The 23,896-nt window shown below is 45.3% G+C and carries 22 protein-coding genes; 13 read left to right on the top strand and 9 right to left on the bottom strand.

The window, feature by feature from the left end:
* Both AAFP14_RS09620 and AAFP14_RS09625 read left to right on the top strand, forming a co-directional pair.
* On the top strand, positions 1 to 93 hold a 93-nt coding region (locus tag AAFP14_RS09620; RefSeq protein WP_341732211.1), incomplete at its 5' end, for a transposase.
* A gap of 702 nt (positions 94 to 795) precedes the next feature.
* Positions 796 to 1,377, top strand: a complete 582-nt coding sequence (locus AAFP14_RS09625; RefSeq protein ID WP_341732049.1) for a hypothetical protein — start codon at positions 796 to 798, stop codon at positions 1,375 to 1,377.
* A 32-nt stretch (positions 1,378 to 1,409) separates the two neighbouring features.
* On the opposite strand, the gene AAFP14_RS09630 is transcribed toward AAFP14_RS09625, so the two are convergent.
* The gene (locus tag AAFP14_RS09630; protein WP_341732050.1) at positions 1,410 to 2,321 is read right to left on the bottom strand and encodes a hypothetical protein; all 912 of its coding nucleotides are present in this window, start codon (positions 2,319 to 2,321) and stop codon (positions 1,410 to 1,412) included.
* A 1,032-nt stretch (positions 2,322 to 3,353) separates the two neighbouring features.
* On the opposite strand from AAFP14_RS09630, the gene AAFP14_RS09635 reads away from it, so the two are divergent.
* From AAFP14_RS09635 to AAFP14_RS09655, 5 genes are all read left to right on the top strand, one after another.
* Entirely contained in the window at positions 3,354 to 4,247 is an 894-nt protein-coding gene (locus AAFP14_RS09635) for an MBL fold metallo-hydrolase (protein ID WP_341732051.1), read from the top strand.
* Between the two features lie 67 nt (positions 4,248 to 4,314).
* Positions 4,315 to 5,538 (top strand): bifunctional riboflavin kinase/FAD synthetase, encoded by a 1,224-nt coding sequence (locus tag AAFP14_RS09640; protein ID WP_341732052.1) that lies wholly within the window; start codon positions 4,315 to 4,317, stop codon positions 5,536 to 5,538.
* A 62-nt stretch (positions 5,539 to 5,600) separates the two neighbouring features.
* Positions 5,601 to 6,509 carry an AAA family ATPase gene (locus AAFP14_RS09645; RefSeq protein ID WP_340522054.1) on the top strand — a complete coding sequence of 303 codons (909 nt, stop codon included), beginning with the start codon at positions 5,601 to 5,603 and terminating at the stop codon, positions 6,507 to 6,509.
* Positions 6,510 to 6,770: 261 nt separating this feature from the next.
* A complete protein-coding gene (locus AAFP14_RS09650; protein ID WP_340526107.1) occupies positions 6,771 to 7,097 on the top strand; it encodes an MgPME-cyclase complex family protein in 327 nt (108 codons plus the stop codon).
* 69 nt (positions 7,098 to 7,166) lie between these two features.
* The gene (locus tag AAFP14_RS09655) at positions 7,167 to 7,820 is read left to right on the top strand and encodes a hypothetical protein (RefSeq protein WP_341732053.1); all 654 of its coding nucleotides are present in this window, start codon (positions 7,167 to 7,169) and stop codon (positions 7,818 to 7,820) included.
* A gap of 208 nt (positions 7,821 to 8,028) precedes the next feature.
* Here AAFP14_RS09655 and AAFP14_RS09660 read toward each other — a convergent pair whose 3' ends face one another.
* Positions 8,029 to 10,134: a tetratricopeptide repeat protein gene (locus AAFP14_RS09660; RefSeq protein ID WP_341732054.1), complete on the bottom strand. Its 2,106-nt coding sequence runs from the start codon at positions 10,132 to 10,134 to the stop codon at positions 8,029 to 8,031.
* Between the two features lie 64 nt (positions 10,135 to 10,198).
* Here AAFP14_RS09660 and AAFP14_RS09665 point away from each other — a divergent pair, with 64 nt between their 5' ends.
* From AAFP14_RS09665 to argJ, 3 genes are all read left to right on the top strand, one after another.
* Positions 10,199 to 10,381: a hypothetical protein gene (locus tag AAFP14_RS09665; protein ID WP_341732055.1), complete on the top strand. Its 183-nt coding sequence runs from the start codon at positions 10,199 to 10,201 to the stop codon at positions 10,379 to 10,381.
* A 114-nt stretch (positions 10,382 to 10,495) separates the two neighbouring features.
* Positions 10,496 to 10,690 carry a glutamine synthetase inactivation factor IF7A gene (gifA, locus tag AAFP14_RS09670; RefSeq protein ID WP_340526191.1) on the top strand — a complete coding sequence of 65 codons (195 nt, stop codon included), beginning with the start codon at positions 10,496 to 10,498 and terminating at the stop codon, positions 10,688 to 10,690.
* A 277-nt stretch (positions 10,691 to 10,967) separates the two neighbouring features.
* The gene (argJ, locus tag AAFP14_RS09675) at positions 10,968 to 12,209 is read left to right on the top strand and encodes a bifunctional ornithine acetyltransferase/N-acetylglutamate synthase (RefSeq protein ID WP_341732056.1); all 1,242 of its coding nucleotides are present in this window, start codon (positions 10,968 to 10,970) and stop codon (positions 12,207 to 12,209) included.
* Positions 12,210 to 12,608: 399 nt separating this feature from the next.
* On the opposite strand, the gene AAFP14_RS09680 is transcribed toward argJ, so the two are convergent.
* Positions 12,609 to 13,769 carry a patatin-like phospholipase family protein gene (locus tag AAFP14_RS09680; protein ID WP_341732057.1) on the bottom strand — a complete coding sequence of 387 codons (1,161 nt, stop codon included), beginning with the start codon at positions 13,767 to 13,769 and terminating at the stop codon, positions 12,609 to 12,611.
* 164 nt (positions 13,770 to 13,933) lie between these two features.
* A complete protein-coding gene (locus AAFP14_RS09685; RefSeq protein ID WP_340525854.1) occupies positions 13,934 to 14,935 on the bottom strand; it encodes a zinc-dependent alcohol dehydrogenase family protein in 1,002 nt (333 codons plus the stop codon).
* A 215-nt stretch (positions 14,936 to 15,150) separates the two neighbouring features.
* On the opposite strand from AAFP14_RS09685, the gene AAFP14_RS09690 reads away from it, so the two are divergent.
* Positions 15,151 to 18,330 (top strand): bifunctional diguanylate cyclase/phosphodiesterase, encoded by a 3,180-nt coding sequence (locus AAFP14_RS09690; RefSeq protein ID WP_341732058.1) that lies wholly within the window; start codon positions 15,151 to 15,153, stop codon positions 18,328 to 18,330.
* Positions 18,331 to 18,366: 36 nt separating this feature from the next.
* Here AAFP14_RS09690 and AAFP14_RS09695 read toward each other — a convergent pair whose 3' ends face one another.
* The 5 genes from AAFP14_RS09695 to AAFP14_RS09720 all read right to left on the bottom strand — a co-directional run bounded on the left by AAFP14_RS09695 (position 18,367) and on the right by AAFP14_RS09720 (position 21,400).
* Positions 18,367 to 18,732, bottom strand: a complete 366-nt coding sequence (locus AAFP14_RS09695) for a four helix bundle protein (protein WP_341732059.1) — start codon at positions 18,730 to 18,732, stop codon at positions 18,367 to 18,369.
* Positions 18,733 to 18,826: 94 nt separating this feature from the next.
* Positions 18,827 to 19,345 carry an acetolactate synthase small subunit gene (gene ilvN / locus AAFP14_RS09700; RefSeq protein ID WP_333253232.1) on the bottom strand — a complete coding sequence of 173 codons (519 nt, stop codon included), beginning with the start codon at positions 19,343 to 19,345 and terminating at the stop codon, positions 18,827 to 18,829.
* 300 nt (positions 19,346 to 19,645) lie between these two features.
* Positions 19,646 to 20,458 (bottom strand): carbon-nitrogen hydrolase family protein, encoded by an 813-nt coding sequence (locus AAFP14_RS09710; RefSeq protein ID WP_341732060.1) that lies wholly within the window; start codon positions 20,456 to 20,458, stop codon positions 19,646 to 19,648.
* A 195-nt stretch (positions 20,459 to 20,653) separates the two neighbouring features.
* The gene (gene psaJ, locus AAFP14_RS09715) at positions 20,654 to 20,782 is read right to left on the bottom strand and encodes a photosystem I reaction center subunit IX (protein ID WP_341732061.1); all 129 of its coding nucleotides are present in this window, start codon (positions 20,780 to 20,782) and stop codon (positions 20,654 to 20,656) included.
* A 129-nt stretch (positions 20,783 to 20,911) separates the two neighbouring features.
* On the bottom strand, positions 20,912 to 21,400 hold the full coding sequence (locus AAFP14_RS09720; protein ID WP_341732062.1) for a Photosystem I reaction center subunit III: 489 nt from the start codon (positions 21,398 to 21,400) through the stop codon (positions 20,912 to 20,914).
* A 135-nt stretch (positions 21,401 to 21,535) separates the two neighbouring features.
* Between AAFP14_RS09720 and tsaD the strand changes: the two genes are divergently transcribed.
* On the top strand, positions 21,536 to 22,615 hold the full coding sequence (gene tsaD / locus AAFP14_RS09725) for a tRNA (adenosine(37)-N6)-threonylcarbamoyltransferase complex transferase subunit TsaD (RefSeq protein WP_341732063.1): 1,080 nt from the start codon (positions 21,536 to 21,538) through the stop codon (positions 22,613 to 22,615).
* A gap of 354 nt (positions 22,616 to 22,969) precedes the next feature.
* Positions 22,970 to 23,719 carry a hypothetical protein gene (locus tag AAFP14_RS09730; protein WP_341732064.1) on the top strand — a complete coding sequence of 250 codons (750 nt, stop codon included), beginning with the start codon at positions 22,970 to 22,972 and terminating at the stop codon, positions 23,717 to 23,719.
* Positions 23,720 to 23,896: the final 177 nt, after the last annotated feature.

The raw sequence follows: 23,896 nt of genomic DNA on the forward strand, positions 1-23,896 counted from the left end.
TTATGGAGTCCTAGTTATTTTGCGGTTTCTGTCGGTGGTGCACCCCTAGATGTGCTGAAGGAGTATATTAAGAATCAAGAAAAGCCGTCCTAAAAGGACGGGGCTTGTATCCCATTTTCTTGGTCAAAAAAATTGTTGAGGGTGTTTTTGTAAAGTTTGAGTATTGATTTAATTATATGAAATTACAGCTAAAGGGTCAAACTACAGACAGGAAGCAACTTTTGAGATTTTTGCTGTTCGGGTTGTGTAGTTATCCTCACCCTTGCAAACTACTGTGAATGGGAGATAATAGCAAGGTGATGGGTAATACCCCTCACTGTCAAAAACTCAGTGAGTCGCTATCTCAAAGCGATGCCTGCACAGTTAGAGTGCTCAAGCTCTCTTTCACAGCCCAGGGTAGGTTTGCTGTCGATCGATCTGAATTTGGTAACTAATTTACTGGACAATAATTGACAATGGATAGGTAGCGCTCTACCCAAACGCTGAAGTTATCACACAAGTGGGAGCAAATAACCCATAGATGTGTCCCAAAAAGGCTGTCAAGGGCAGGCTGGATGCCTACCCCGCAGGAATTATGGGAGATGTCTAATCATTAATCACGATACTTTGCGGAGCAGCGACTTTTCATGTCGAAAGTCTTTGTTAGAAAGGTGAGGGTCGGTTGTTTATGCTGAATTGGGGGGGGTGGGTAATCATTAGTCGCCCCCCGCTCAATTCCACCACACAAAAAATAACTAATCTCAGGGAGGTCTACTAACGATGCAACTGCTCAGGAAAAGGGATCGCGAGGGTTTTATGGTTGACACAAAAAGTCTTCAGTCTGACAGGATAGCAGAATTTGAGACTCCATGTCGAAGCGTAGATTTAAACGGCAAAGATACTGTTGTCGTCGCTACTCCCGACCGCTCTGTGGGGGGAGCAGAGCCTCGGATGCCTCCTGTGGCACCGGATTCTGTGCGACTAGCTTTAGAAGAGTTGAAATGCTTTGAAGTAGTAGAACACCAGTTTAAACATTGGGGGCTAACTTTTACCAATGTGGTGGCAATCCAACCTTCCAACCCAGCATTTTTGACGGTTCCTGGGATCACAATTTTAATGGGAGCCCCCAAAAGTGGACAGATAGAAATCTCTTTTAAGTATCCAGTTCGCTTTGTGTCAGGACTTGTCACCAGTTCCCGGCGAACGGTTTTGTCTGCTTGCGACCTGGATGGTGTCCAAATTGCTCAGGATGAAATGCCAGGACCGAATCTGGTAGGGTCTAATTCTGCCATTAAGCCGAGCACTGAACTGCGTGTCAAAGCACCAAATATTTCTCGAATCACTTTTTACGCTTTTGATGGTCAGCTAGTAGTCCATGATTTAATTTTTGGCTTTTAAAAATTCCGAATTCAAAATTAATTGTTAACGACTCAGCTTGATTTGGTTTTTTCAGAACAATGTAGAGAGTCCAAAGTCTGCAAACCTTCTAGAAGGGCATTGCGGACTATAGCTTCTGGTTCTTGATTCAGCATCAAGCGAAAGCACTCAGCAGTGTGTGACAGGCCGATGGAATTTTTGAGGGAACTGGGTTTCCAAAACCCAGGACTTTTGACCAAATTGGTCATTTGCCGCACTGCTATCAAACGCTTTACAGGGTCTGCATCTGTCAAATCCGCCAGGATGCCATCTACTACCGCTTCATCTTTGGAAGCACTTTGGCTCCAGACTTGTCGCACCAAAAATACCACAATGGCGATCGTCCCCAAATTTTGTAAAATTGCGCTCAGAGCCATCGAGTTGCTCTGGGACTGTTCCCAAATCGAAAAGCTCATGTAAGTTCCTAAAGTAGCAAGGCCACCACTACCCACGGCTACCACCAAGCGTCGGCTGGGGCTGTCCCAAAATTGCTCCAGGTTCGATCGCAATTGTTGCCAATCCCAGGACTGTGCCCGGTAAACCAACATCATCGCTCCGATTCCCAAGCCCGTAGCAGCCAGCAATTGACTGTTCCACCAGCCACAAACTGCTGAAGCCGTTAAAATTGCCAGGGTGCCTGAGGATCTATTCCAACGCCCTAACACCCATTTGAGCAAGGTAGTAGAAATTACAGGCCGCTTCGAGGATCTTTGAAAGTCAATCCTGGGGTGTTTGGCTGACTCAGGAACGGCTGTGGGTATAGTTTGAGGAAATGGACTGTTTTCCGGTGTATATTTCTTCAAAACCTGGACATCGGTCATGGATGAGGGTAATTTCTGCAAGTGGTCCGATCGCAGTTGGTCTGTAGCTGATGACAGATCCTCTTGTCGATGCACTTTGGCTGTAGTTTTTTTTACTCGTTCCATACTGAGTTTTTGGATCGATTTGTATATTAAAATAGTAACAAAAAGCAGCCATGACGGTGAAAACAGTCTCACACTAAACGCAAAAACCTGGGAATATCCTAGGCAAGCTCACGCCAGAAAAATTATGGCATAAAAGCTCCTGAATCCATAGCTTTGATGCAGAGTTAATAGGATTTTTGATGAATACATCCCGTGACTCCAGGGTTTTGTTTATGATAAAGTATGTGGCTATTTGTGTTAAATTAATATCAACACTATCGGCGGTCATTACCCATAATTTTTGGGTAAATATCAACTATTTTGTTGATTTTTATGACGACACCTAATGGGATGATATCGCTTTTGTAAATACTGATTAATTCCTATTTAAAATGAGTACAATGTAGCGAGTGCTACATTATAGTTCAAGTTACTGGCAGATTCGTTCGGGGATAGGAGGGGGTGGAGCAGTAATGCTCCCCTTGACCCGATCGCCCAATGGTCTGGGAAGCCTGCACGGAGCATCTAGCCACTTGTTTACCATAAACTGCTAGAGTTCAGTTATTATTAAACGAGTGCTTGTTGATAGCACTCCCTCCTGCCTGGGAGCAGGAGATAGGAGGCCTTCCACTTTGTCCGCTCGGCCTCAAACCCGGTAAAGTAGTGGTAACATTTGTAATCGAGATGGGAATGCTGCTATCAATATTGGATACACACAAAATTCGATACAGCATCTCAAAGAATGTATTTGTTAACATTTGGTAACAAATACAGATCAAAAAAATAATAGTTGCGATCGAGACTTCCGAGAGCTGAGGTTTGATGGCACAGCCCTTACAAAGACAGAGACTTGAATGCAGCTAAAAATATAAATAAAGTCGGGATAGGGCATTGCCACGACTCTAAACGGACGCAGAAGGGACGTAAGACTACTTTGGTAGCAGACCCTGGTGAAGCGTCAAGAATCACCGCACTTGTGACGGGCGGTGAGTATGTCAACAAGATGTAAACACCTTACCAACAGATCGCCGGAGCAATCTTGCAGGAAAACCCATGTCTAGTATGCAAAGCCAATTCACAGTTCACTTCTGGGGCGTTAGAGGTAGCATAGCGTCTCCGGGAGCTGAAACAGTACGTTACGGGGGCAACACACCCTGTATTGAAATGCGAGTGGGTGACAGCCGCTTGATTTTCGATGGCGGTACAGGGTTACGGGTTTTGGGACAAACTCTCCTGTCGCAGATGCCTGTAGAAGCTCATATGTTTTTCACTCACTCTCACTGGGATCACATTCAAGGATTTCCGTTTTTTGTCCCAGCTTTTGTCAAGGGCAATTGTTTTCACATCTATGGTGCTGTTGCTCCTAACCAAGCTACTATCCAGCAGCGCCTGAACGACCAGATGCTTCACCCAAATTTTCCAGTCCCCCTACAAATTATGGGTGCAGACCTGAAGTTCAATGATATTAAAGTGGGCGATACAGTGGAAATTGGGGAGATCAAGGTGGAAACTGCTTTGTTGAATCATCCAGGAGAAGCTATGGGCTACCGAGTTAACTGGCGGGGCTATGCGGCGGCTTACGTGACTGATACAGAACATTTTGCAGACACTTTGGATAAAAATGTGGTGAAATTGGCTCAGGATGCTGAAGTCCTGATCTACGATGCTACTTATACGGATGAGGAGTATTATTCGGAAAAGTCGAGCCGGGTTGGCTGGGGACATTCGACTTGGCAGGAAGCGGTGAAAGTGGCTAAGGCGGCTAACGTCAAAAAGTTGGTAATTTTTCACCACGATCCTTTGCACAATGATGAGTTCTTAGACAAAGTGGGAGAGCAAGTTGCTCAAAGGTTCCCGAACAGCTTGATGGCGCGGGAAGGTTTGTCGTTACAGTTGCTTCCTCCTGAAAAGACTGTCCGTGAGAAGTGCGATGAAAAATTAATTTAGTGGTTGTATTTTGAACATAAATTTGGATGACGATCGCAATCAGACTAAGTGTGTGAAAATTTAAAGCGTGTGGGTAACTTATTCTTGTACTGCTGCTCTGACTCCAACTGCCGTTGCCTTGGGAAACTTTGATGGTTTGCACCTAGGGCATCGACAAGTCGTGCAGCCAATTTTAACTAGATCGATTCGGGACAATTCTGGGCAGATTTCGGCGACTGTTTCTGCACCGCAGCGGGATTTGGGACAACTAGCGCCTACTAACAACGAAAATTTGGTTTTTGAACCGGATACTACGAGGGAGTTTGATCCGGCAGACAGCCTCGTCCTTGCCCGCTGGGGCAAGAATTCTGATGTGGGTTTGTCCCAGACTCGGACTGAAGACCATCAGATTCCAGGCTGGAACTCTGATGGGGACGTGAGGTTTTACGGAACTGTGGTGACATTCGATCCGCACCCACAAGAGTTTTTTACTGGTCAAGCAAAAAAACTGCTGACTCCTCTGGCAGAAAAGATAGAATTGCTAGAAGCAATGGGTGTCGAGCAGCTTGTGCTGCTGCCGTTCGATCGCGAATTGGCTGCTTTGACTGCCGAGGAGTTTGTCGAGGAAATTTTGGTGGGACAACTGCAAGCGAGTCGAATTAGTGTCGGGATGGATTTTCGTTTTGGACGGGGACGGACGGGCACGGCTGTGGATTTACAGGCGATCGCCTCTAACTATGGTATTGATGTTACTCTAGTAGGACTTCACACCTGCGAGAGTGGCGAACGAATCAGCAGTTCTGTGATTCGGGAAAGTCTAGCCAGCGGAGACCTCCAACGGGCAAATCAGTTGCTGGGCCGTCCTTACAGTTTGGTGGGTCCCATAGTTCGGGGACAGCAGCTTGGCAGGACGATTGGATTTCCTACCGCTAATATTCAATTACCACCATCCAAGTTTTTGCCTCGTTTTGGTGTCTATGCAGTGCGAGTATCGATCGAGGATGGAGATGGAGTCTTCCCAGATGAAAGTTCTTCCTATAAGTGGGAAAATCCCAAATCTCTGAGACCGGGAGAATCATTAGATTTATCTTTGGTCCATGGGGTGATGAATGTGGGCTGTCGTCCCACAGTGGACGGTCAGCAACCAACAGTGGAAGTTCACCTGTTAGATTGGTCTGGGGATTTGTACGGTAAAACCTTGAGTGTGAGTTTGGTGGAGTTTTTGCGACCTGAACAAAAATTCCCTTCTCTGGAAGCTCTCAAAACTCAAATTCAGGCAGATTGTGATCTTGCTAGAAGTGTGTTGTTATAGGGAAAATGGCAGATGGCCAATGGCATTCTCTGTAATGGTTTCAACAATTAAAAATCAGAAAAATGAGAGAAAACATCGATCGGCTCAAGCAAAATCTAGGCAAGACTATTGTTGGGAAGACGGATGCGATTCGCTTGGTGATTGTAGCCCTGCTTTCGGGGGGACACGCGCTGTTGGAAGACGTGCCTGGTGTGGGAAAAACGCTGTTGGCGAAGTCTTTGGCGCGCTCTATCGATGGGAAGTTTCAGCGGATTCAATGTACTCCCGATTTGTTACCAACGGATGTCACTGGTACTAATATTTGGAATCCCAGCACCGGGAAGTTTGAATTTTTGCCTGGTCCAGTGTTTGCTAATGTGTTGTTGGCGGATGAAATTAATCGGGCGACACCGCGTACTCAGTCTGCTTTGCTGGAAGTGATGGAAGAAAAGCAGGTGACAGTAGATGGGGTTTCTCGGAATGTTCCAGCACCGTTTTTTGTGATTGCGACTCAAAATCCGATCGAATATCAAGGCACTTTTCCGCTACCAGAAGCCCAGATGGATCGCTTCACTTTATCTTTGACTTTGGGTTATCCTGCACAGTTGGAAGAGTTGCAAATGTTGGAGAGGCTGTCTGATAGTTTTGCGGTGGAAGATTTGCAGCCTTGTATTTCTTTGGAACAGGTGCAGGAGTTGCGCCGTTTGTGCGCGACGGTCAAGGTGGAAGGGCACTTGAAACAGTATATTGTGAATTTGGTGCGATCGACTCGCGAAGATGAGGAGATTACTCTGGGAGTTAGTCCGCGAGGTGCTGTATCTTTGCATCGTGCGGCCCAAGCTTTAGCGTTTATTTCTGGTCGAGATTATGCGACTCCCGATGATGTCAAGAATTTAGCTCCCCACGTACTTGCTCATCGATTAATTCCCGCGGCTGGGAGGAGGGCTAAGACGATTGTTGACAGATTGTTGCGAGAAGTTGCTATTCCTTAAACAGTTGGTAGTGGCATCTCAATTTCGCATAGGCGAAGCATGACCGCAGACAATTTATTAGCAATCGCCAGAGATTTACTGGGGTCATGCTTCGCCCCTAGGAATATATTTGCAAAAATGACAGCAAATAAGGTAAAGTAAACGGCACAAGAGTTTAGAGTTCCATCACTCCAGCAACTCAACCCACCGCTCCTACCTCAGCAAAAATGAGGCTATGAGGGAGGTTCACCCCTAACCACTAATCTCTAACAAGCACAAAAAATGTCAACCTACTACTACGTTTTAGCTAGCCAGCGCTTTTTACTAGAAGAGGAAGCCCTAGATGAAATATTCAAAGAAAGAACTCGCAACTACCAAGAACAAGAAAAACAAATAGACTTCTGGTTAGTTAAACAGCCAGCTTTCCTAGAAGCACCGACAATGGCGAAAGTTAAGGCACAATGCCCTCAGCCTTCAGCGGCTATTATTTCCACCGATCCTAAATTCATCACTTGGTTGAAACTGCGATTAGAATATGTACTGACAGGTGAATTTGAATCACCTTCAGAAACTATCCCCGATGCCTTAGCATCCCTACAGTTAGCATGAACAAATTAGCAAAAAGCAAAAAGCTAGATTGTAAAGCTGGCAATATTTATCAGCAAAATCAACAATTTTATGGTTAAGTTGCGGATATTTTATGCTGGCTTTATCGCCATTTTTGCCTTGACAATTTCATCTATTTCTGTAAAAGCTCAGCCGAGTTGCCAACCGCCTCAGTCAGATGAGTATTTACTGTTAATTGTTACCAAAACCCCGGAACAGCAAGAAATAGCCAGACGTTCTTTTCCGGGAAATACTAATAATACAGTTTGCCAATATATCACTGACACGGTAACGCGAGTTGGTGGCTTTCGCAATTCGCAAATTGCTCGCGATTGGGTGAAATATATCGAAGAAGTTGTCGGATTACGGGCTTATGTGGTGCGATCGCCCGCGCCATCTATTACCCAAGATTTGCCTGTCTACAATCCTGAACCAGTTACTAATCCCGACAATGGCAGTGTGGGCTTTAATCCCCAACCCCTAGGTGCCGGTTATGCTGTGTTGGTGGATTATTTTAACCAACCGGAATTAGCCTCCCAAGTGAGGCAAGTTTTAGGGAAGCAAGTAGGCTTAGCTTCTTACGGGCAGCGTCCTTTTTTGTTCGTGGCTTATACAACGGATCAAGCTGCTGCTACTGCTGCGGTAAAAGCATTGAGCGATCGAGGTTTTTGGCCCATGTTGGTAGACAGCCGCCGGGTGACGTTAATTTCTCCTGGTGTTCGATGATGATGGCTTGATGCTAAATCCCGGTTACTCACCCCTTCGATCGAGGGCGGTTTCATTCTCCAAAAAACGAGGGCTTTGTAGGGGTAGTGGATGGTGCGTGCCTACCCCCCCACCGACCATTTTCCGTCATTTCAGAGATTGGGGCAGCCACGGGGGGCTGCCCCTACAAGAGAATGAAACCGCCGGGCCCCTTCGATCGAGGGGTTTTTTAACCTGGATTTGGTTTGAGTTGTGGCTGATGGTTTCCTAGCTGACTTTCAACACGCTTTTTTGCTTCCATCGCGGCTCCATAATCTAGTCTATAGCGAAGTGCTTTGTCGTAGGAGTCGATCGCCTCTTGATATCTTTTGACGGCTACCAGGGCATTACCACGACTGTACCAGGCTTCGGGGTAGTCTGGCTTGACATAAACAGCTTCATTGTAAGAGGCGATCGCATCTTCGTAGCGCTTTAAATTGTATTGTGCATTCCCTCTATTGTACCAACCTTGATACTCCTTTGGGTTTAAATCTAGGGCTTTGCTGTAGCATTCAATTGCTGATTCGTATCTGCGTAATTCGTGGTAAGACCAGCCTAAATTGTACCAGGCTTGATAGTAGTCGGGTTTGAGTTTAATCGCTTGTTCGTAAGCTTCTACCGCTGCTTCATGCCGTCGCATTTTCAACAAAGCTATGCCTTTGCTATACCAGCCTTGGTAAAATTTTGGTTGAAAACGCACGGCTTTTTCGTAGGAGTCTAAAGCTTCTTGGTTTTTGTTCAATTCTAGGAAAACATTACCTAAATTGTACCAGGCTTCCGGGTTGTCGTATTTAATTTCTACTGTTTTTTGATAGGAGTTTACGGCTTGTTCGTACTGCTTTAAATTCTGGTAGGCTTGTCCCTGATTGTACCAAGCTTGGTATAAGTTTGGCTGAAATTTTACGGCTTTTTCGTAGGAGGCGATCGCTTCTTCGTACCGCTGGGAATTTAAGAGTGAATCGCCTCTACCTTGCCACGCAGGGGGATAGTCTGGCTGGATTTTTAAGGCGTGTTCAAAAGAGGCGATCGCCTCTTTTGCTTGTTGCAATTTGTCCAAAACATAACCGCGTCCAGTCCAAGCTTCTAGATATTCGGGATTTAATTCTATGGCTTTGTCATAGGCTGACTGGGATGCTCGGTATTGTTTCAGTTCGGACAAAGTTTTGGCTTTTTCTTGCCAAACTTCAGCGTAGTCTGGTTTTAGATTAAGGGCGCGATCGTAAGCTTCTAGAGCTTCGGGAAATCGGTTTAAATTGTAAAGAGTATTGCCACGCTTGTGTAAGTCTGTGGCGTTAGCTGAATTCAGGGTATTGACAGCATAAGTGGAGGCTATAATAGTGAGGGTAATTAAACTGGCGATCGACAATATTTTTAAATACAGTTTTTTGCGAGATTTGACTGGGCCTTTGGGAGTGACGATAGGAGACAATAAAGGCACAGTACCGCTGGTTGCTGTTTTTAATTGTTTAATCGCTTCCAAGGCTTCGCCGGCACTAGCATAACGCTGGCGAAAATCGTAGCGCACCATTTTATCTAAAACCTTAGCAAATTCTGGAGTGACTGATGCTTTGTCCTGCCAAATAATTTCCTCTGTATCTGGGTCTTTTGGTAATTGGTGGGGAATTATGCCTGTGAGGCATTGAATGGCGATCGTACCTGTTGCATATATATCACTGCTGAGTTTTGGGTTGCCGTGGGCTTGTTCGCTAGGCATATAACCGGGGGTGCCAATGCTGACGCTTAAGCTGTTTTTGGCATGAGGATTGGTGATTTTAGTAGTAATTTCTTTGACTGCACCGAAGTCTATTAAAACTAATTTTCCGTCTCGATCTCTGCGGAGGATGTTGCGGGGATTGACATCGCGGTGAATCACATTTTGCTGGTGTACAAAGTTGAGAATTTCGAGAAGTTCTTGTAAGATGCCCAGGACTTCATTTTCTTTCAGGCAATTGGTAGCCCCCCCAGGGCTAGAAGGGGGGATAATTTCTTGACTTAAATCATGACCTTCTATAAATTCTTGAACTAAATAAAATTCTTGATTTTCTTCAAAGTAGGCGAAAAGCTGGGGAATGCGATCGTGATTTCCCAACTTGTACAAAACTTGTGCTTCGGTATCAAACAAACGTCTAGCTATTTGTAGACTGTTGGGATCTGTTGTTTGGGGTTTGAGTTGCTTGACGACGCAGAGGTGATTTCCTGGTAATTGCCTATCTTCGGCTAGGTAAGTTTGAGCAAATCCGCCGCCTCCCAAGTGACGGATAATGTTGTAGCGACTGCTGAGTGTGATTCCAAGCATGAGATTTACCTATAGCCTTTCTCGGTTAGGTGGTTACTAGGTAATCGGTAATGGGGCATGGGGCATGGGGCATGGGGCATGGGGCATCAGGGCTTTTGCTAAATTATACAAAAATAGTCGAGGAGGCAGAAACCGAGTTTTTGCCTCCTCGACTATTTTTGATGCGATCGCTTATGGGGAGATGGAAGGGCGATCGCCACCATTAGCCAAAAAGTGTCCGAGCCCTGGGAGTGCCAGTTTTATGTAAAGTTTTATTACAATTTCGATTTAGTAACTTTAGATACAGAATTATCTGTTATATTAAAAACATGGACAAGAAAGACCAGCCCAACTTTAGTCAAGCAAGACGGAGGAACCGCATATGTCTACCGAAAATCAAGCTCGCTCCCTGATGATGCGCCACCACCACTTAGTGAAAAACCGCCAGCAATCGATGCTGAACCGTAGCGCCACCGAAGTGGGTATGGAAGATCCTAACTACTGGGGTCATATTCAAGGGAAGCCGCAGCCAAGCCTGCAAGCCAGTTACGATCGCAGCAACGCCACCATGAGCTAAGCAAGCTCAATTGCCAACAGTCTGCCAAGTCAATACCTACCTTTGGAGCAAGATTTAAGTGGCAAATAGTTTGCTAAACTGATCGAAAGTTGATTGCCCAGAGTCAGTACAGAGGCCGATCGCAAATATAGCCTTCAAATAATGCCATTTACATCATCATCGCGATTTCTTCTTGAGTTTGAATTCTCAAGAAAAAGTCGCGATTAATTTTATAAATGGGCTGAGATACTTGATATAATCCGGTCTCAATGGAATAGAAGGCTCTAGGGAGGCAATTATGTCTGAGTGGAAAGTAATTGACGGCGGAGTTACTGCACCGAAAGGATATCGAGCATCAGGCATTACAGCGGGTTTGAAGCCTTCTGGCTTGCCGGATTTAAGTTTAATTTTGTCAGATGTCGATGCGATCGCCGCGGGAGTCTTCACCACATCGACTGTCCGGGCTGCTTGCGTGGACTACTGTCGCCAGTTACTGCAAGCTAAACCCAGCGCCAAAGCCATTTTGTGCAATGCGGGACAAGCCAATGCAGCAACGGGAGAACAAGGTTTAGCCGATGCCCTCGAAAGTGCGAAATTGTTGGGAGAAGCGCTGAATATTCCCCCAGAATCAATTCTGTTGGCCTCGACAGGAGTGATCGGGCAGCGGATTAAAATGGAACCGCTGAGGGCGGCAATTCCGCAATTAGTGGCCGAGGCTTCCTCTACCGGTTCCGATGCGGCTGCTAAGGCTATTTGTACAACTGATTTAGTGCCGAAAACCATCGCCCTAGAAACCATGTTTGGCGATCGCCCGGTACGCATCGGTGGCATTTGCAAAGGTTCGGGAATGATTCACCCAAATATGGCAACAATGCTAGGATTTGTAACTTGTGATGCAGCGGTATCATCACATTTGTGGCAAGAAATGCTCGCTCGCGCGGCTAACAGAAGTTTCAATCAAATTACTGTTGACGGAGACACCAGCACCAACGATTCGCTAATTGCTTTGGCTAACGGACAATCTCGCACACCAGCAATTACAGAAATGGGTGCAGATGCGGAGAAATTAGAGGCGATGCTTACAGAAGTTTGCGTGCATTTAGCCAAGGCGATCGCCCGTGACGGTGAAGGTGCAACTTGTTTAGTAGAAGTGCAAGTTAGTGGCGCGCCGGATGAAGTTTCAGCTAGTAAAATCGCCAAAACCATAGTTGGTTCTTCTTTGGTAAAAGCAGCAATTTTTGGACGCGATCCAAACTGGGGAAGAATTGCAGCGGCGGCTGGGCGTGCGGGCGTACCTTTTGAACAAGAGAATTTGCGAATTCAATTGGGAGATTTTTTGATGATGGAAAATGGGCAACCTTTAGCCTACGATAAATCTGCCGCGAGTAATTATATGAAAGCGGCGGCTGAGGGAGAATATTTGACCAATGATACGGTTTTAATTCAGGTTAGTGTGGGCAATGGCGGAGGTTTTGCGAAAGCTTGGGGATGTGATTTGAGTTACGATTATGTAAAAATTAATGCCGAGTATACGACTTAATCGTCATTTTTTATTAGATACCCGACTTTTTCACAAAGTCGGGTATCCAGGTATAATATATATACAAAATCACGTCTATTTTTGAATTTTCAGGGGAGTTATATCAATTCCGGTTGTATCGTCAGGTGATTTAACCGCGAAGGCGCGTTCCCCGCAGGGGTTCCCGTAGGGTAGTACGCGAAGCAAGAGAAGAGAGAGTTTTAATACAGGACGATGAAGACAGGATTTTATATTATTTAACCGCAGAGAACGCAGAGAACACAGAGAGATGAATACAGGATTTGATAAGTAGAAGGAAGGAAGAATGAAGAAGGAAGAAGATCGACGTGAAGAATGCTCATACAGTAAGCTTTTTAGCCACCTGTATCTTACGTTTAATTAGGTGGATTTACTTATCGGTCAACGGGACAACAGAATATCAGCTAACTTATTCAGTTTTTCATCTTCTTTCTTATTGGTTAAAAATGATTTTTCAATTTCTTGCTGGATTTCCAAAAGTATTTGTTGATTCGCATTGAATGCAGAATAGTTTTTTGACAATATTGGTTGAAAGCGAACATATTGCTCTGCATTCATTAATTGATTGATGATATAAATGATGCCGTCGGAGGAACCATCGGCAAAAACATCAATAATCGGAATACCATCTAGGGGATTAATCCATTCTCCCGCACCCCAGGTTTGGGATTGTGCAATGCCGATTTGTTTGAGATTTTGACCTGTACCTAAAGATGTGACTAAAATATCTTGGATCTCGACTGTATCGCGCCAGGGGCTAGCAGGATTTTGTCGCCATTTGGGATTAGCAGGGGGATTGCTATTCCAGCGCAAACGTTCTGCGATCGCACATAATGCTGGGTTACTGGCGACAAATCCGCCGTCTATTAAAGGAATACCTTTGACATTGCCGGCTACGGGGATTTGATTGCCCTCTTCCTCCCAATTTTTGAGAAAGTCGGGATTGGTCATGATGTGGGCGGGAAAGGCAATGGGTACGGCCGCAGAGGAGCGACAAATTTCCCAAACAGGGATTTTTTCGTGGGCAACTTTGGTATTCTTGAAAACAACTGGTTGGCGGTTATAAATGTCGTAACTGGTAATTAAAACTGGTTTTGGCAACTCTTGAAATAGTAAGGGTTTGCCGACTAAATTTTCTGGTTTTATTGGTTTTGGTAGTTTTTCAAAATTAATTTCTCCTTGTCCAAAAAATGCCTGAAGCACTTGTTTTAAACCTACACCGTCGTAGATTGGCTGGGTGGAAAAACCGGCGGAAAGACGGTTGATAAAACTACTAAAGACATTTTTGAAAGGGGGGAATATTTCTATGCCTCTTTCGATGTACATTTTTTTGATGCGGCTAGCATCAATTCCTCTAGCTACAGCACAAACTGTCATGCTTCCTGCGGAAGTGCCGGTCATCAAATCGAAATAATCTCTGAGTTTTTTATCGGGAGCTTTTTGGCGTAGTTTTTGTTCCAATTTTTCTAAAATAATGGCGGAAATTAGGCCGCGGATGCCGCCACCGTCGCAGGAAAGGATGGAATAAGGTTTGTCAGCCATTCGATTTCGGATTTTCGATTTGGGATTGAAGATTGGAGATTGGGGATGTACCTTGTTGTTGACCCCCTTGGGGGGTGAGGAGGGTTGCCTTGTTCCTGAAGTGGTTGCTATCCTTCTACTTCGCTACGCCGGTCAACGCAGTCGTTGGACTTGCTTCCTTGTAATTAGGAAATCTGCAACACAATTTTACCTGTTACGGAACCTGTTTCTAGTAATTGATGAGCGGCTTGGGCTTGTTCTAGGGGGAAAGTTTGGCTGACGTGAATTTTGAGTAAGTTACGATCGCACAAACGGGCGCATTGCTGCAAAATACGAGCCTGCTGTTGCTGTTCTTCTACCAAACCTTGCAACATTGGGGTTAACATTAATTCCAAACTGATGCGCAGATTTCGCATTCTGGCGGTTTTCAAATTGCCTAAAGCTGGATCTGGTTCCAAAATTGTCACCAAATCTCCATAAATTTTTACAGCCGGAATAGTTTGGTAAAAAGTTTCTCCCCCAACGGTATCGAAGGCTAAATCGACTCCTTCTCCTTGGGTCCAAGTCAAAATTTCATCGACAACATCGGCTTTTTTATAGAAAATAACTGAATCGGCTCCTAATTGTTTGACAAATTCGGCTTTTTCCGGGGAACTGACGGTAGTGCAAACATCCGCACCCTGTAATTTGGCTAACTGTATGGCGACATGGCCGACACCGCCAGCACCTGCTTGAACCAAAACTTTTTGACCTGCAAGCAAGCGCCCGCGATCGTACAGCGATTCCCATGCTGTAATTAAGACTAACGGTGATGCCGCCGCCTGAACAAAACTTAAACTAGCAGGCTTGAGGGCGAGAAACTGCTCGTCTATGACTGCCAACTCAGTATAAGTCCCTGTCGGACCGCCTAAGCCACCGTTGCAGAAGAAAACTTCGTCCCCAACTTGAAAACTTTGTACGCCAGAACCTACGGCTTCAACAACCCCTGCACCGTCACAGCCCAAAACGTGAGGAGTTCGATCGGGATAAAAAGTACCGCGCCCCCGCAACTTAGTGTCTATCGGATTTACTCCCGCGGCTCTCAACCTTACCAAAACTTCGGTTTCTTTTTGTATAGTAGGGGCTGGGATATCTTGCAGTTTCAGCACTTCCGGGGTTCCGGGAGTTTCAAAAACAATTGCTTTCATATTTTTTTGTTAATTGTTAAAGATGCTCTACCTCCGATCCTACCTTGCTAAGTTACTCATCCGTGAGGATATGTAGTTATTTTTTTAGGCAGCGTCTCGGAGAATGGTAGTAGTCGTACAGTAAACATCTAAGTTTTGTTTTTTGGATCGGGATTACTGTTTACAAAACAGCGCAGGTTCGCTGGTATCTATATCTTTCTATAAAGCTGATAACTATGGACGGTTCTCAATACGAAATTCAGTCTCTGGCCTGTAACGATCCCCAAGTCAGTGGTGCTTCTCAATTAGAGGAAGATGTGCTAGAAAAAATTTTAGCAGGTATCGATCGCGCGACGGGAGAAGAATTTTTTGAGGCGTTAGTTCGCCACTTAGCGTCCGCACTCTTAGTTCGCAGCGCCATCCTGTCGCAATTGCTCAAGTCTCACGATCGCAATGGTTCTAGTCCTAAATTGCAAGTTATCAGCTTTTGGAGCGATCGACAACGGCAGCCAAACTTTGAGTTCGACACGGCAAATACTCCCGAAGCACTGACGATCGAGCAGGGAATGTACTCCTGTCCAGACTGCCTCCTAGAAACCTTTCCTCAAGACCGTAGACCTTTAGCTAGAGGGGCGCGGAGTTTCTTGGGAGTCTCCCTAGTCAACTCCTACGGCGAAGCCCTAGGCACTATTTGTCTGTTCGACGATCGACCCTTTTCCCCTGAAAAGGTAGCTCAATTTAGATTAATTCTCAAAATCTTTGCCTCGCGGGCGACGGCGGAATTAGAGCGACAGCGACTGCAAGCACAACTCTACACTGTGGAAGCAAAATACTGTGCTCTTGTGGAACAAGCACCTACTGTCACCTACATTTCTCCGCTCAACAACCCTAGCATCAAACTTGATATTAGCCCGCAAATTGAGACTTGGCTTGGCTATTCTGTGGCTGAATGGAAGGCTGACCCGAATTTGTGGCTGAAAGTGGTTCACCCGGACGATCGCGATCGGGTGCTGGCTGAAAGCGTTACACAGACATTCGCTGATGGAGAATATATCCCCTCGGAGGGACCGATTGTTTCAGAATACCGAGCGATCGCCCGCAATGGCACTGTGCTGTGGTTTCGAGACCGGGCGATTGTGGTTCGCGACGAAGCCAGCCAGTCTCTGATCGTCCAAGGGGCAATGTTTGATATCACGGAGACTAAAGTAACTGCTAATGCGCTACTAGAAAGTGAATTACGGTATTACACTTTGGAAAAAATTCTCCCGGTGGGGATTTTTCGGGGCGATGCTTCTGGAGAGTGTTTGTACGTCAATGAACGATTTTTGGAGATGGCGGGGCTGAGTCTGACGGAGACACTGGGCTCTGGTTGGACTAAAGCTTTGCATCCACAGGACCATGACCGGGTTTTGAAGCAGTGGTACCGGGCGGTGAGAGAGAGATTGCCTTTTAAGTTAGAGTACCGTTTTTACCAGGGCGATCGCACAACTTGGGTATTTTCGCAAGCGGTGCCGGAAATTGCTAAAAGTGGGGAAGTTCTCGGCTACATTGGCACTCTGACTGATATTACCGATCGCAAACAAGCGGAAGAAGGACTGCAACGGGCGGAAGAAAAATATCGCAGCATCTTTGAAAATGCCAGCGAGGGGATTTTTCAGACGACTCCAGACGGGCGCTACCTCAGTGCAAACCCAGCTTTGGCCAGGATTTATGGCTATGAGTCGGCGGCAGAATTGATGATACAAATACAAAATATCGATACCCAACTATATGTTGAACCCGATCGCCGGGGTGAGTTTTTGTCGGAAATCGAAAAACACGGTTATGTGTCTGAGTTTGAGTCGGAAGTTTACCGCGCTGATGGTACGGCTATTTGGGTTTCGGAGAATGCCAGGGCAGTTCGCGATGCTGAGGGAATTTTGCTTTACTATGAAGGCACTGTGGAAGATGTCACCGATCGCAAAATAACCGAAGAAAAGTTAGTACATGACGCTTTGCACGACACCTTGACTGGTTTGCCGAATCGAGCTTTATTTATGGATCGGTTGTCTGAGGCGATCGAGTTGTCAAAATGTCGTCCTAATTTTTTGTTTGCGGTGTTGTTTATTGACCTTGACCGTTTTAAGGTTGTCAATGACAGTTTAGGGCATTTAGTCGGCGATCGATTGCTGATTGCGATCGCTGGGCGGCTGCAAACTTGTTTGCGTGATGGAGATACAGTGGCGCGCCTCGGTGGCGATGAATTCGCTATTTTGCTGCAAAATATCCAAGACAGGGAGGATGCAATTTATATTGCCGATCGAGTTCAAACCCAACTATCCGAGCCTTTTTACCTCAACGAATATCAGGTGTTTAGCAGTGCTAGTATTGGGATTGTTTGTTCCGGTTTGTCGCACCAGTCATCAGCAAATTCGGAACTATCCCTCGCGGGCGATCGGGGTATTAACAACATAGAAGTTGGTTTATCTGCCTTTGCTACCGACTCCGCCGTTCCCCCTATCCAGCAGCTTCAAATTTTGTACGATCGACCTGAAGAATTGCTGCGAGATGCAGATGCTGCCATGTATCATGCTAAAGCATCGGGTAAAGCTCGTCACGAGGTTTTTGACTTAAGTATGCACACTCGCGCCGTCGCCCTTTTGCAACTAGAAAATGACCTGCGCCACGCTTTAGAACGCCAGGAGTTTCAACTTTACTACCAACCGATTATTTGTTTAACTAGCGGTACGATCAGCGGTTTTGAAGCGCTGCTGCGATGGCATCACCCGCCGCGGGGAGTAGTCTCTCCTGCGGATTTTATGTCGGTAGCAGAGGAAACCAAATTGATTATACCTATTGGTTGGTGGATGATGCGATCGGCTTGTCGGCAGATGCAACAATGGCATCAGCAATTCCCGGAGCATCCTCATCTAACTGTCAGCGTCAATCTTTCTAACCAACAATTTAAACAGCCAGATTTAATCGAACGCATTAGCGAGATTTTGGCAGAAACTCAGCTTAATCCTCGCACTTTAAAGTTGGAAATTACTGAAAGTGTAATTATGGAGAATGCCGAATCAGCAGCGGCTGTGCTCGTGGAGTTGAAAAGTTTAGAGGTTCAATTATATATTGACGATTTCGGCACTGGCTATTCTTCTTTGAGTCGGCTGCACACTTTTCCCACTGATGCTTTAAAGATCGATCGAGATTTTGTGAACCGGATGACCGAAGATGAAGGAAACGAAGCTATCGTGCAGACTATTTTAGTTTTAGCCGGTCATTTGGGGATGAATGTAATTGCTGAAGGTATAGAAACTATTGAACAGCTTAATTTGCTCAGGGCACTGCAATGTGAATACGGACAGGGATATTTTTTCTCTAAACCTGTAGACAGTAATACAGCAACCCTGTTAGTAGCAACTAAACCAGAATGGTAATTAGTTTGTTGACCGTTGACGGTTGACTGTTGACGGTTAACCTTTGGCTTTTTGTTTTATTGAATTAATATAAGCATTAAGTTTTGGCGAAAGTTCGTTTAATAAGGGATGCAGTCTATCACTCTGTTCTGGAGTTAAAAGATTGCGGGCGTAGGCAAGTCTCAACCAGTGTCTTGTTTCATTTAATGAACCTCTGGCAATTCTCACAAAACGCTGATTATCTTGGCAGTTATAGCGTCTCTGTCCTTCGGCAATATTAGCACCAACGCTATCAGCCGATCGCACTATTTGTTTTCCCATCGTATCCTTTGCAAAATCGTCCCACTTTTTAACAATAAACCATATTTCGTTTGCTATTTTTTCAGCTAATTGATAAACTTTTAGCTGTTGGAAGCTTTCCATATTAACGCCTTTTAATAAATAGTTAATGGTGAACAGTCAACCGTCAACCGTCAACTGTCAACCGTCAACTGTCAACCGTCAACCGTCAACTAACTTAAACCTTCGCTTCCAAAGACTTGAGAAACTCGGTATTTACGCCCGACTCCCGCGTCAGAGCAATTTTGCCAGTACGAGCAATTTCCTTGATACCAAATCTATTGAGCACCTGGACGATCGCCACCATTTTACCTGGATCTCCGACTACTTCCAAAGTCAGGGTATCATCACCAATATCCACCACTCGCGCTCTAAAAATCTGAGCTAACTCAATTATTTCCGATCGCGTCCCGGTAGCAGCATTAACTTTCAACAACATTAATTCCCGTTCCACACAAGGAATTTCGGTTATATCTTGCACTTTGAGCACATTAATCAACTTGTACAGTTGCTTAGTCAACTGCTCAATTATTTGGTCATCTCCCGGTACCACCATCGTAATCCGAGACACTCCCACTTGCTCGGCCGGGCCAACGGCGAGACTTTCAATATTAAAACCCCGGCGGGCAAACAAACCAGCAATTCGGGTGAGGACACCCGCTTCATCTTCAACTAAAACCGAAAGAGTGTGTTTCATTTATCCAAAAAGACGCATTTCGTGCAATTCTACATATTATGTTGTACGGGGGGGTAAGAGCGTTCCCTGTCGGCACTCGCGACAACTGAAAATTTGTGTACGAACGTACACAATTCCTCGCTCTAATTAAAATTATTCTGGTTTTGTCCGTGACTAGAACTGGATTTTTGAGACCCATGGGTCTCAAAAATCCTTCAGAGAAAAACGCGATGTTGGAGTGAGGGCATTTGGCGGCGGACTTGTTCTAGTCGATCGGGATTAATTTCGGCAATTTTGAGACCCATGGGTCTCAAAAATCCTTCAGAGAAAAACGCGATGTTGGAGTGAGGGCATTTGGCGGCGGACTTGTTCTAGTCGATCGGGATTAATTTCGGCGATCGCCACACCCGGTTCATCGCCGGCATCGGCCAAAACCACACCCCAAGGGTCGATAATCATCGCGTGACCGTGTGTTTGACGGCGGCCGTAGTGGTGTCCAGTCTGTGCCGGGGCGATCGTGTAACAAGTATTTTCGATCGCCCTAGCTTGTAACAAAACCTTCCAATGATCCTTGCCAGTATAAGCCGTAAAAGCCGCCGGCACAAACAAGACATCCGCCCCCTGCTGGGACAAATGCCTGTACAATTCCGGGAACCGCACATCATAGCACACCGAAAGCCCCAGGGTCCCCAATTCCGGCGACATATAAATCGGTGGCAAATCTGCACCCGCCTTCACAGTGTTCGATTCCCGATAAGTAATGCCATCGGGCACATTCACATCAAATAAATGTACTTTTTCATACCTTGCCACCTCAGTACCGTTGGGAGCGACTAGCAAGCAAGTATTGTATACCTTACCCCCCGTCGTCGGCACCGGAAATCCGCCGCCCAGAATCATTACCTGGAACCGCTGAGCCATAGTTTTGAGAAATTTTTCACTTTGTTGCCCGATGGCTTCGGAAGAAGCTATTTTTTCCTCTTCTTCTCCCATAAAGGAAAAATTTTCTGGTAAAGAAACTAACTCCGCACCCCGACGCACGGCTAGATCGATTAATTCCTCTGCCTGGATTAAATTTTTTTCCAGGTCAGGCAAGCTAGTCATTTGAATTGCTGCGGCAAGATAAGACTTCATTGATATCGGTAGTCAGTAGTCAGTAGTTAGAGTTATAAGTCAGCAGTCAGAAGTCATTAATGATTAGTCCTTTAGAAGACAGTCATGTGAGAGTTGCGATTTTTGAGCTTTGAAATAAGTCGATATATCAGAACTCAAATATCACAACTCTCAATTTTTTTGACCTAGGTTTTCCCACCTAAATCTACTTAAATTCTAGCGCAGCGGGTGGAAAAGCAAGTCAGGATAAAAACGGTTGAACTCGATCAAAATTCCTGCCGTTACCACCATCCAAACTGCTGCTAATACTGGTGCGGTTGAAAGATACTTCAGAAAGTATTGCATAAATACTGCTCCTCGAAAATTTAGACAACTTTAAAAACAATGCGCGAACAGATTTTAGATTGAGGATTTTAAAATTGGCATGAATCAACCAGCTAAAATCTCAAATCTAAAATCTCAAATCCCAAATTACTAGCGGGGGGAAACGGTAATTTCGTCGTCAGACGCAAACATTTCACCAGTAGTGATTTCCTTAAGAGCAGCCAGAGGCCACAAAAAGCCACTCAGCATAAACTTGACGGCCAAAGGAACATCGATAATAATCTCTTTTTCCTCTGGAGAGTCAGATTTCTTAGCTGCTTGGAGATAAGCGCGGCCCACCCAACCAATCCAGCCAGCAATATACAAAAACAGCACGCTGGGAATTAAAAAGTCGCCGGCGTAACTCAAATTGCCATCCACAATTAAGTGAGGATATCCTTCCGGGCCACATAAAGCTTCGGAGTAACGCTCGAATCTGGCCTTTGCTGATGCCGGGTCGCCATTGGTAGAACGGGCATCTTGAGCCAGTTCCTTGAAGGCGGGGGAGTCCTTGCACGGCACTAAATTGTAAGCCGAGGCGTAAGGAGCAAAACTAATCCAAAGACTCACCACTAAAATCGCAGCAAACAATCGTCGCATGAAATTGTTTCCTTTTGTTACAAAACAATAAGTTTTTGTACAAGCATTTCAACTTGTCGATCGGTCATCCAGATTACTGCTCTGTTGACAGTTTAAGCTAGCAATAGCCAACCTATCAAATAAAATTACCAGTTAATGGCAACCGTTTTCGCAATTGAAACAAGTTGTGACGAAACTGCCGCAGCAATTGTTAAGAATCGTCAAGTTTGCAGCAATGTTGTAGCATCACAAATTAAAATCCACCAGCAGTTCGGCGGGGTGGTTCCAGAAGTGGCTTCGCGGAGTCACTTAGAAATGTTAAATCAAGTAATTGCCCAGTGTCTGTCTGATGCCAACCTCACTTGGTCAGAAATTGACGGGATTGCAGCGACTTGTGCCCCCGGTTTAGTGGGTGCATTGTTAGTTGGGCTGACAGCGGCCAAAACTTTGGCAATTGTCCACCAAAAACCCTTTGTAGGCGTACACCACCTAGAAGGACACATTTATGCTTCTTATCTTACTGAACCAGAGTTGCAGCCACCATTTTTGTGTCTGTTAGTTTCTGGGGGGCACACCAGTTTAATTCATGTCAAAGATTGTGGCGTTTATGAAACTGTAGGACAAACTCGCGATGACGCAGCCGGGGAAGCTTTTGATAAAGTCGCCAGACTGTTGCAGCTAGGCTATCCCGGCGGGCCACTAATTGACAAATTGGCAACCGTGGGCAATCCTACAGTTTTTAAGTTGCCAGAAGGCAAAATTTCTCTACCCGAAGGTGGTTTTCATCCCTATGACAGCAGTTTTAGTGGCTTGAAAACTGCTGTTTTGCAATTAGTGCAGAAACTCAAGAAAGAAAATAATCATTTTGGTAGCGAAGGCATCTTGCCTGAATCTATGATTAATGATATAGCGGCTAGTTTTCAAGAGACTGTGGCTAAGAGTTTAACAAAAAGGGCGATCGCCTGTGCAGTTAATTTGGGACTCAACACTATTGCAATCGGTGGCGGAGTTGCCGCTAACAGCGGATTGCGGCACCACTTACAAACCGCAGCCGCCAAACAAAATCTACGAGTATTGTTTCCGCCTTTAAAGTATTGTACGGACAATGCAGCCATGATTGCTTGTGCAGCAGCGGAACACTTGTACCAAGGACACACATCACCATTAACTTTAGGAGCGCATTCGAGAATGGCGATTAGCGATGTGATGCAACTGTACAATTTGAATATTGATTAAGCTGACTTCAAAATAACACGAATATTTTGGCGATTCGTGAGGTTGGAGTAAGGTTTTTGAATCTCCACGCGCCTAGTCCAAGAAACCGGGTTTCTGCGTAGCGCGCTTAGTCCAAGAAACCGGGTTTCTACGACAATTTAGGCATCATAACGAAGATTTGGGTAAGAAACCCGGTTTCTGAGTTCTCGCGCGCCTAATCCAAGAAACCGGGTTTCTGCGACAATTTAGGCATCATAACTAAGATTTGGGTAAGAAACCGGGTTTCTCAACGCCGCGCGATCGCCCCAAACACGGGCGGAAAACAGATAACCTTGCTAAAATACAAACTATATTTCCCTCCTTTAGCAGCAGGCTATGAATAATCCCTCTGACCCCAACTCTGACAGTAGCAGTCATTCTCCCTTGGATGACTTTATACAGTCTTTAAGTTCAGACTCCCATAGTTCAGACTCGCACCACCACAGCAACCATCACCCCTCAGATCCTCTTGATTTATCTCACCTTCACTTGAATTTGGGGGATGTTCACCATCCCCATGATTTAAACCATGTTGGTGCTTTAGATGGGGTCGATCGTTCCCACCATTCATTGATGACTCCGGCGGGTGCTTTGGATGCTGCATATCGAGAGAGTTTGGCTGAGATAAAAACGGATCTTTATTCAGAAAATTATGCCCAAGGTTTAGTCTCTCATTCAACTATATCCCATACTGATAATAACCATTCTCAGGATAGTTTTTCATCGGATAATCACTCGGAAAATTTTGTTGAGTTTTCGGCAAAAAGTTCATCTACACATTCAGGAGCGATTACTGAAGATGATAACAATTCAGTTAGATTTGTTGGTGATCAAGTTTATTGGCATGGTTATGCTTGGGGTCAAGCGGGGACTGTAGATGGACACAAATTTTATCGCGACGGTCATTATATCGGGCGGTTGGGTGCAGATATGAATGTGTATGATGCTGATGCACATAAAATTGGTTATGTTACGCCTTCTGGCAAAGCTTATACAACGGATGATAAGCTATTTGCTACAGGCGGAACTGCTCGTTGGGCTGCCGCAACTTTAGTTTTTAATAGTTGTAGTCTTATACCAATTTAATGTGAAGTTGCATATATCTCGATCCCCCTAAATCCCCCTTAAGAAGGGGGACTTTGAGAAGAATCTTGTCCCCCCCTTATTAAGGGGGGCTAGGGGGGATCGGATTCTATGCAGCCTCATAAAAAATTGGTATTAGTTAGTTAGAAACCTGAGAAACCGGGTTTCTAAAGGTTTCTA

This window comes from Microcoleus sp. EPA2 (genome assembly GCA_020882975.1).
Lineage (GTDB): Bacteria > Cyanobacteriota > Cyanobacteriia > Cyanobacteriales > Microcoleaceae > Microcoleus.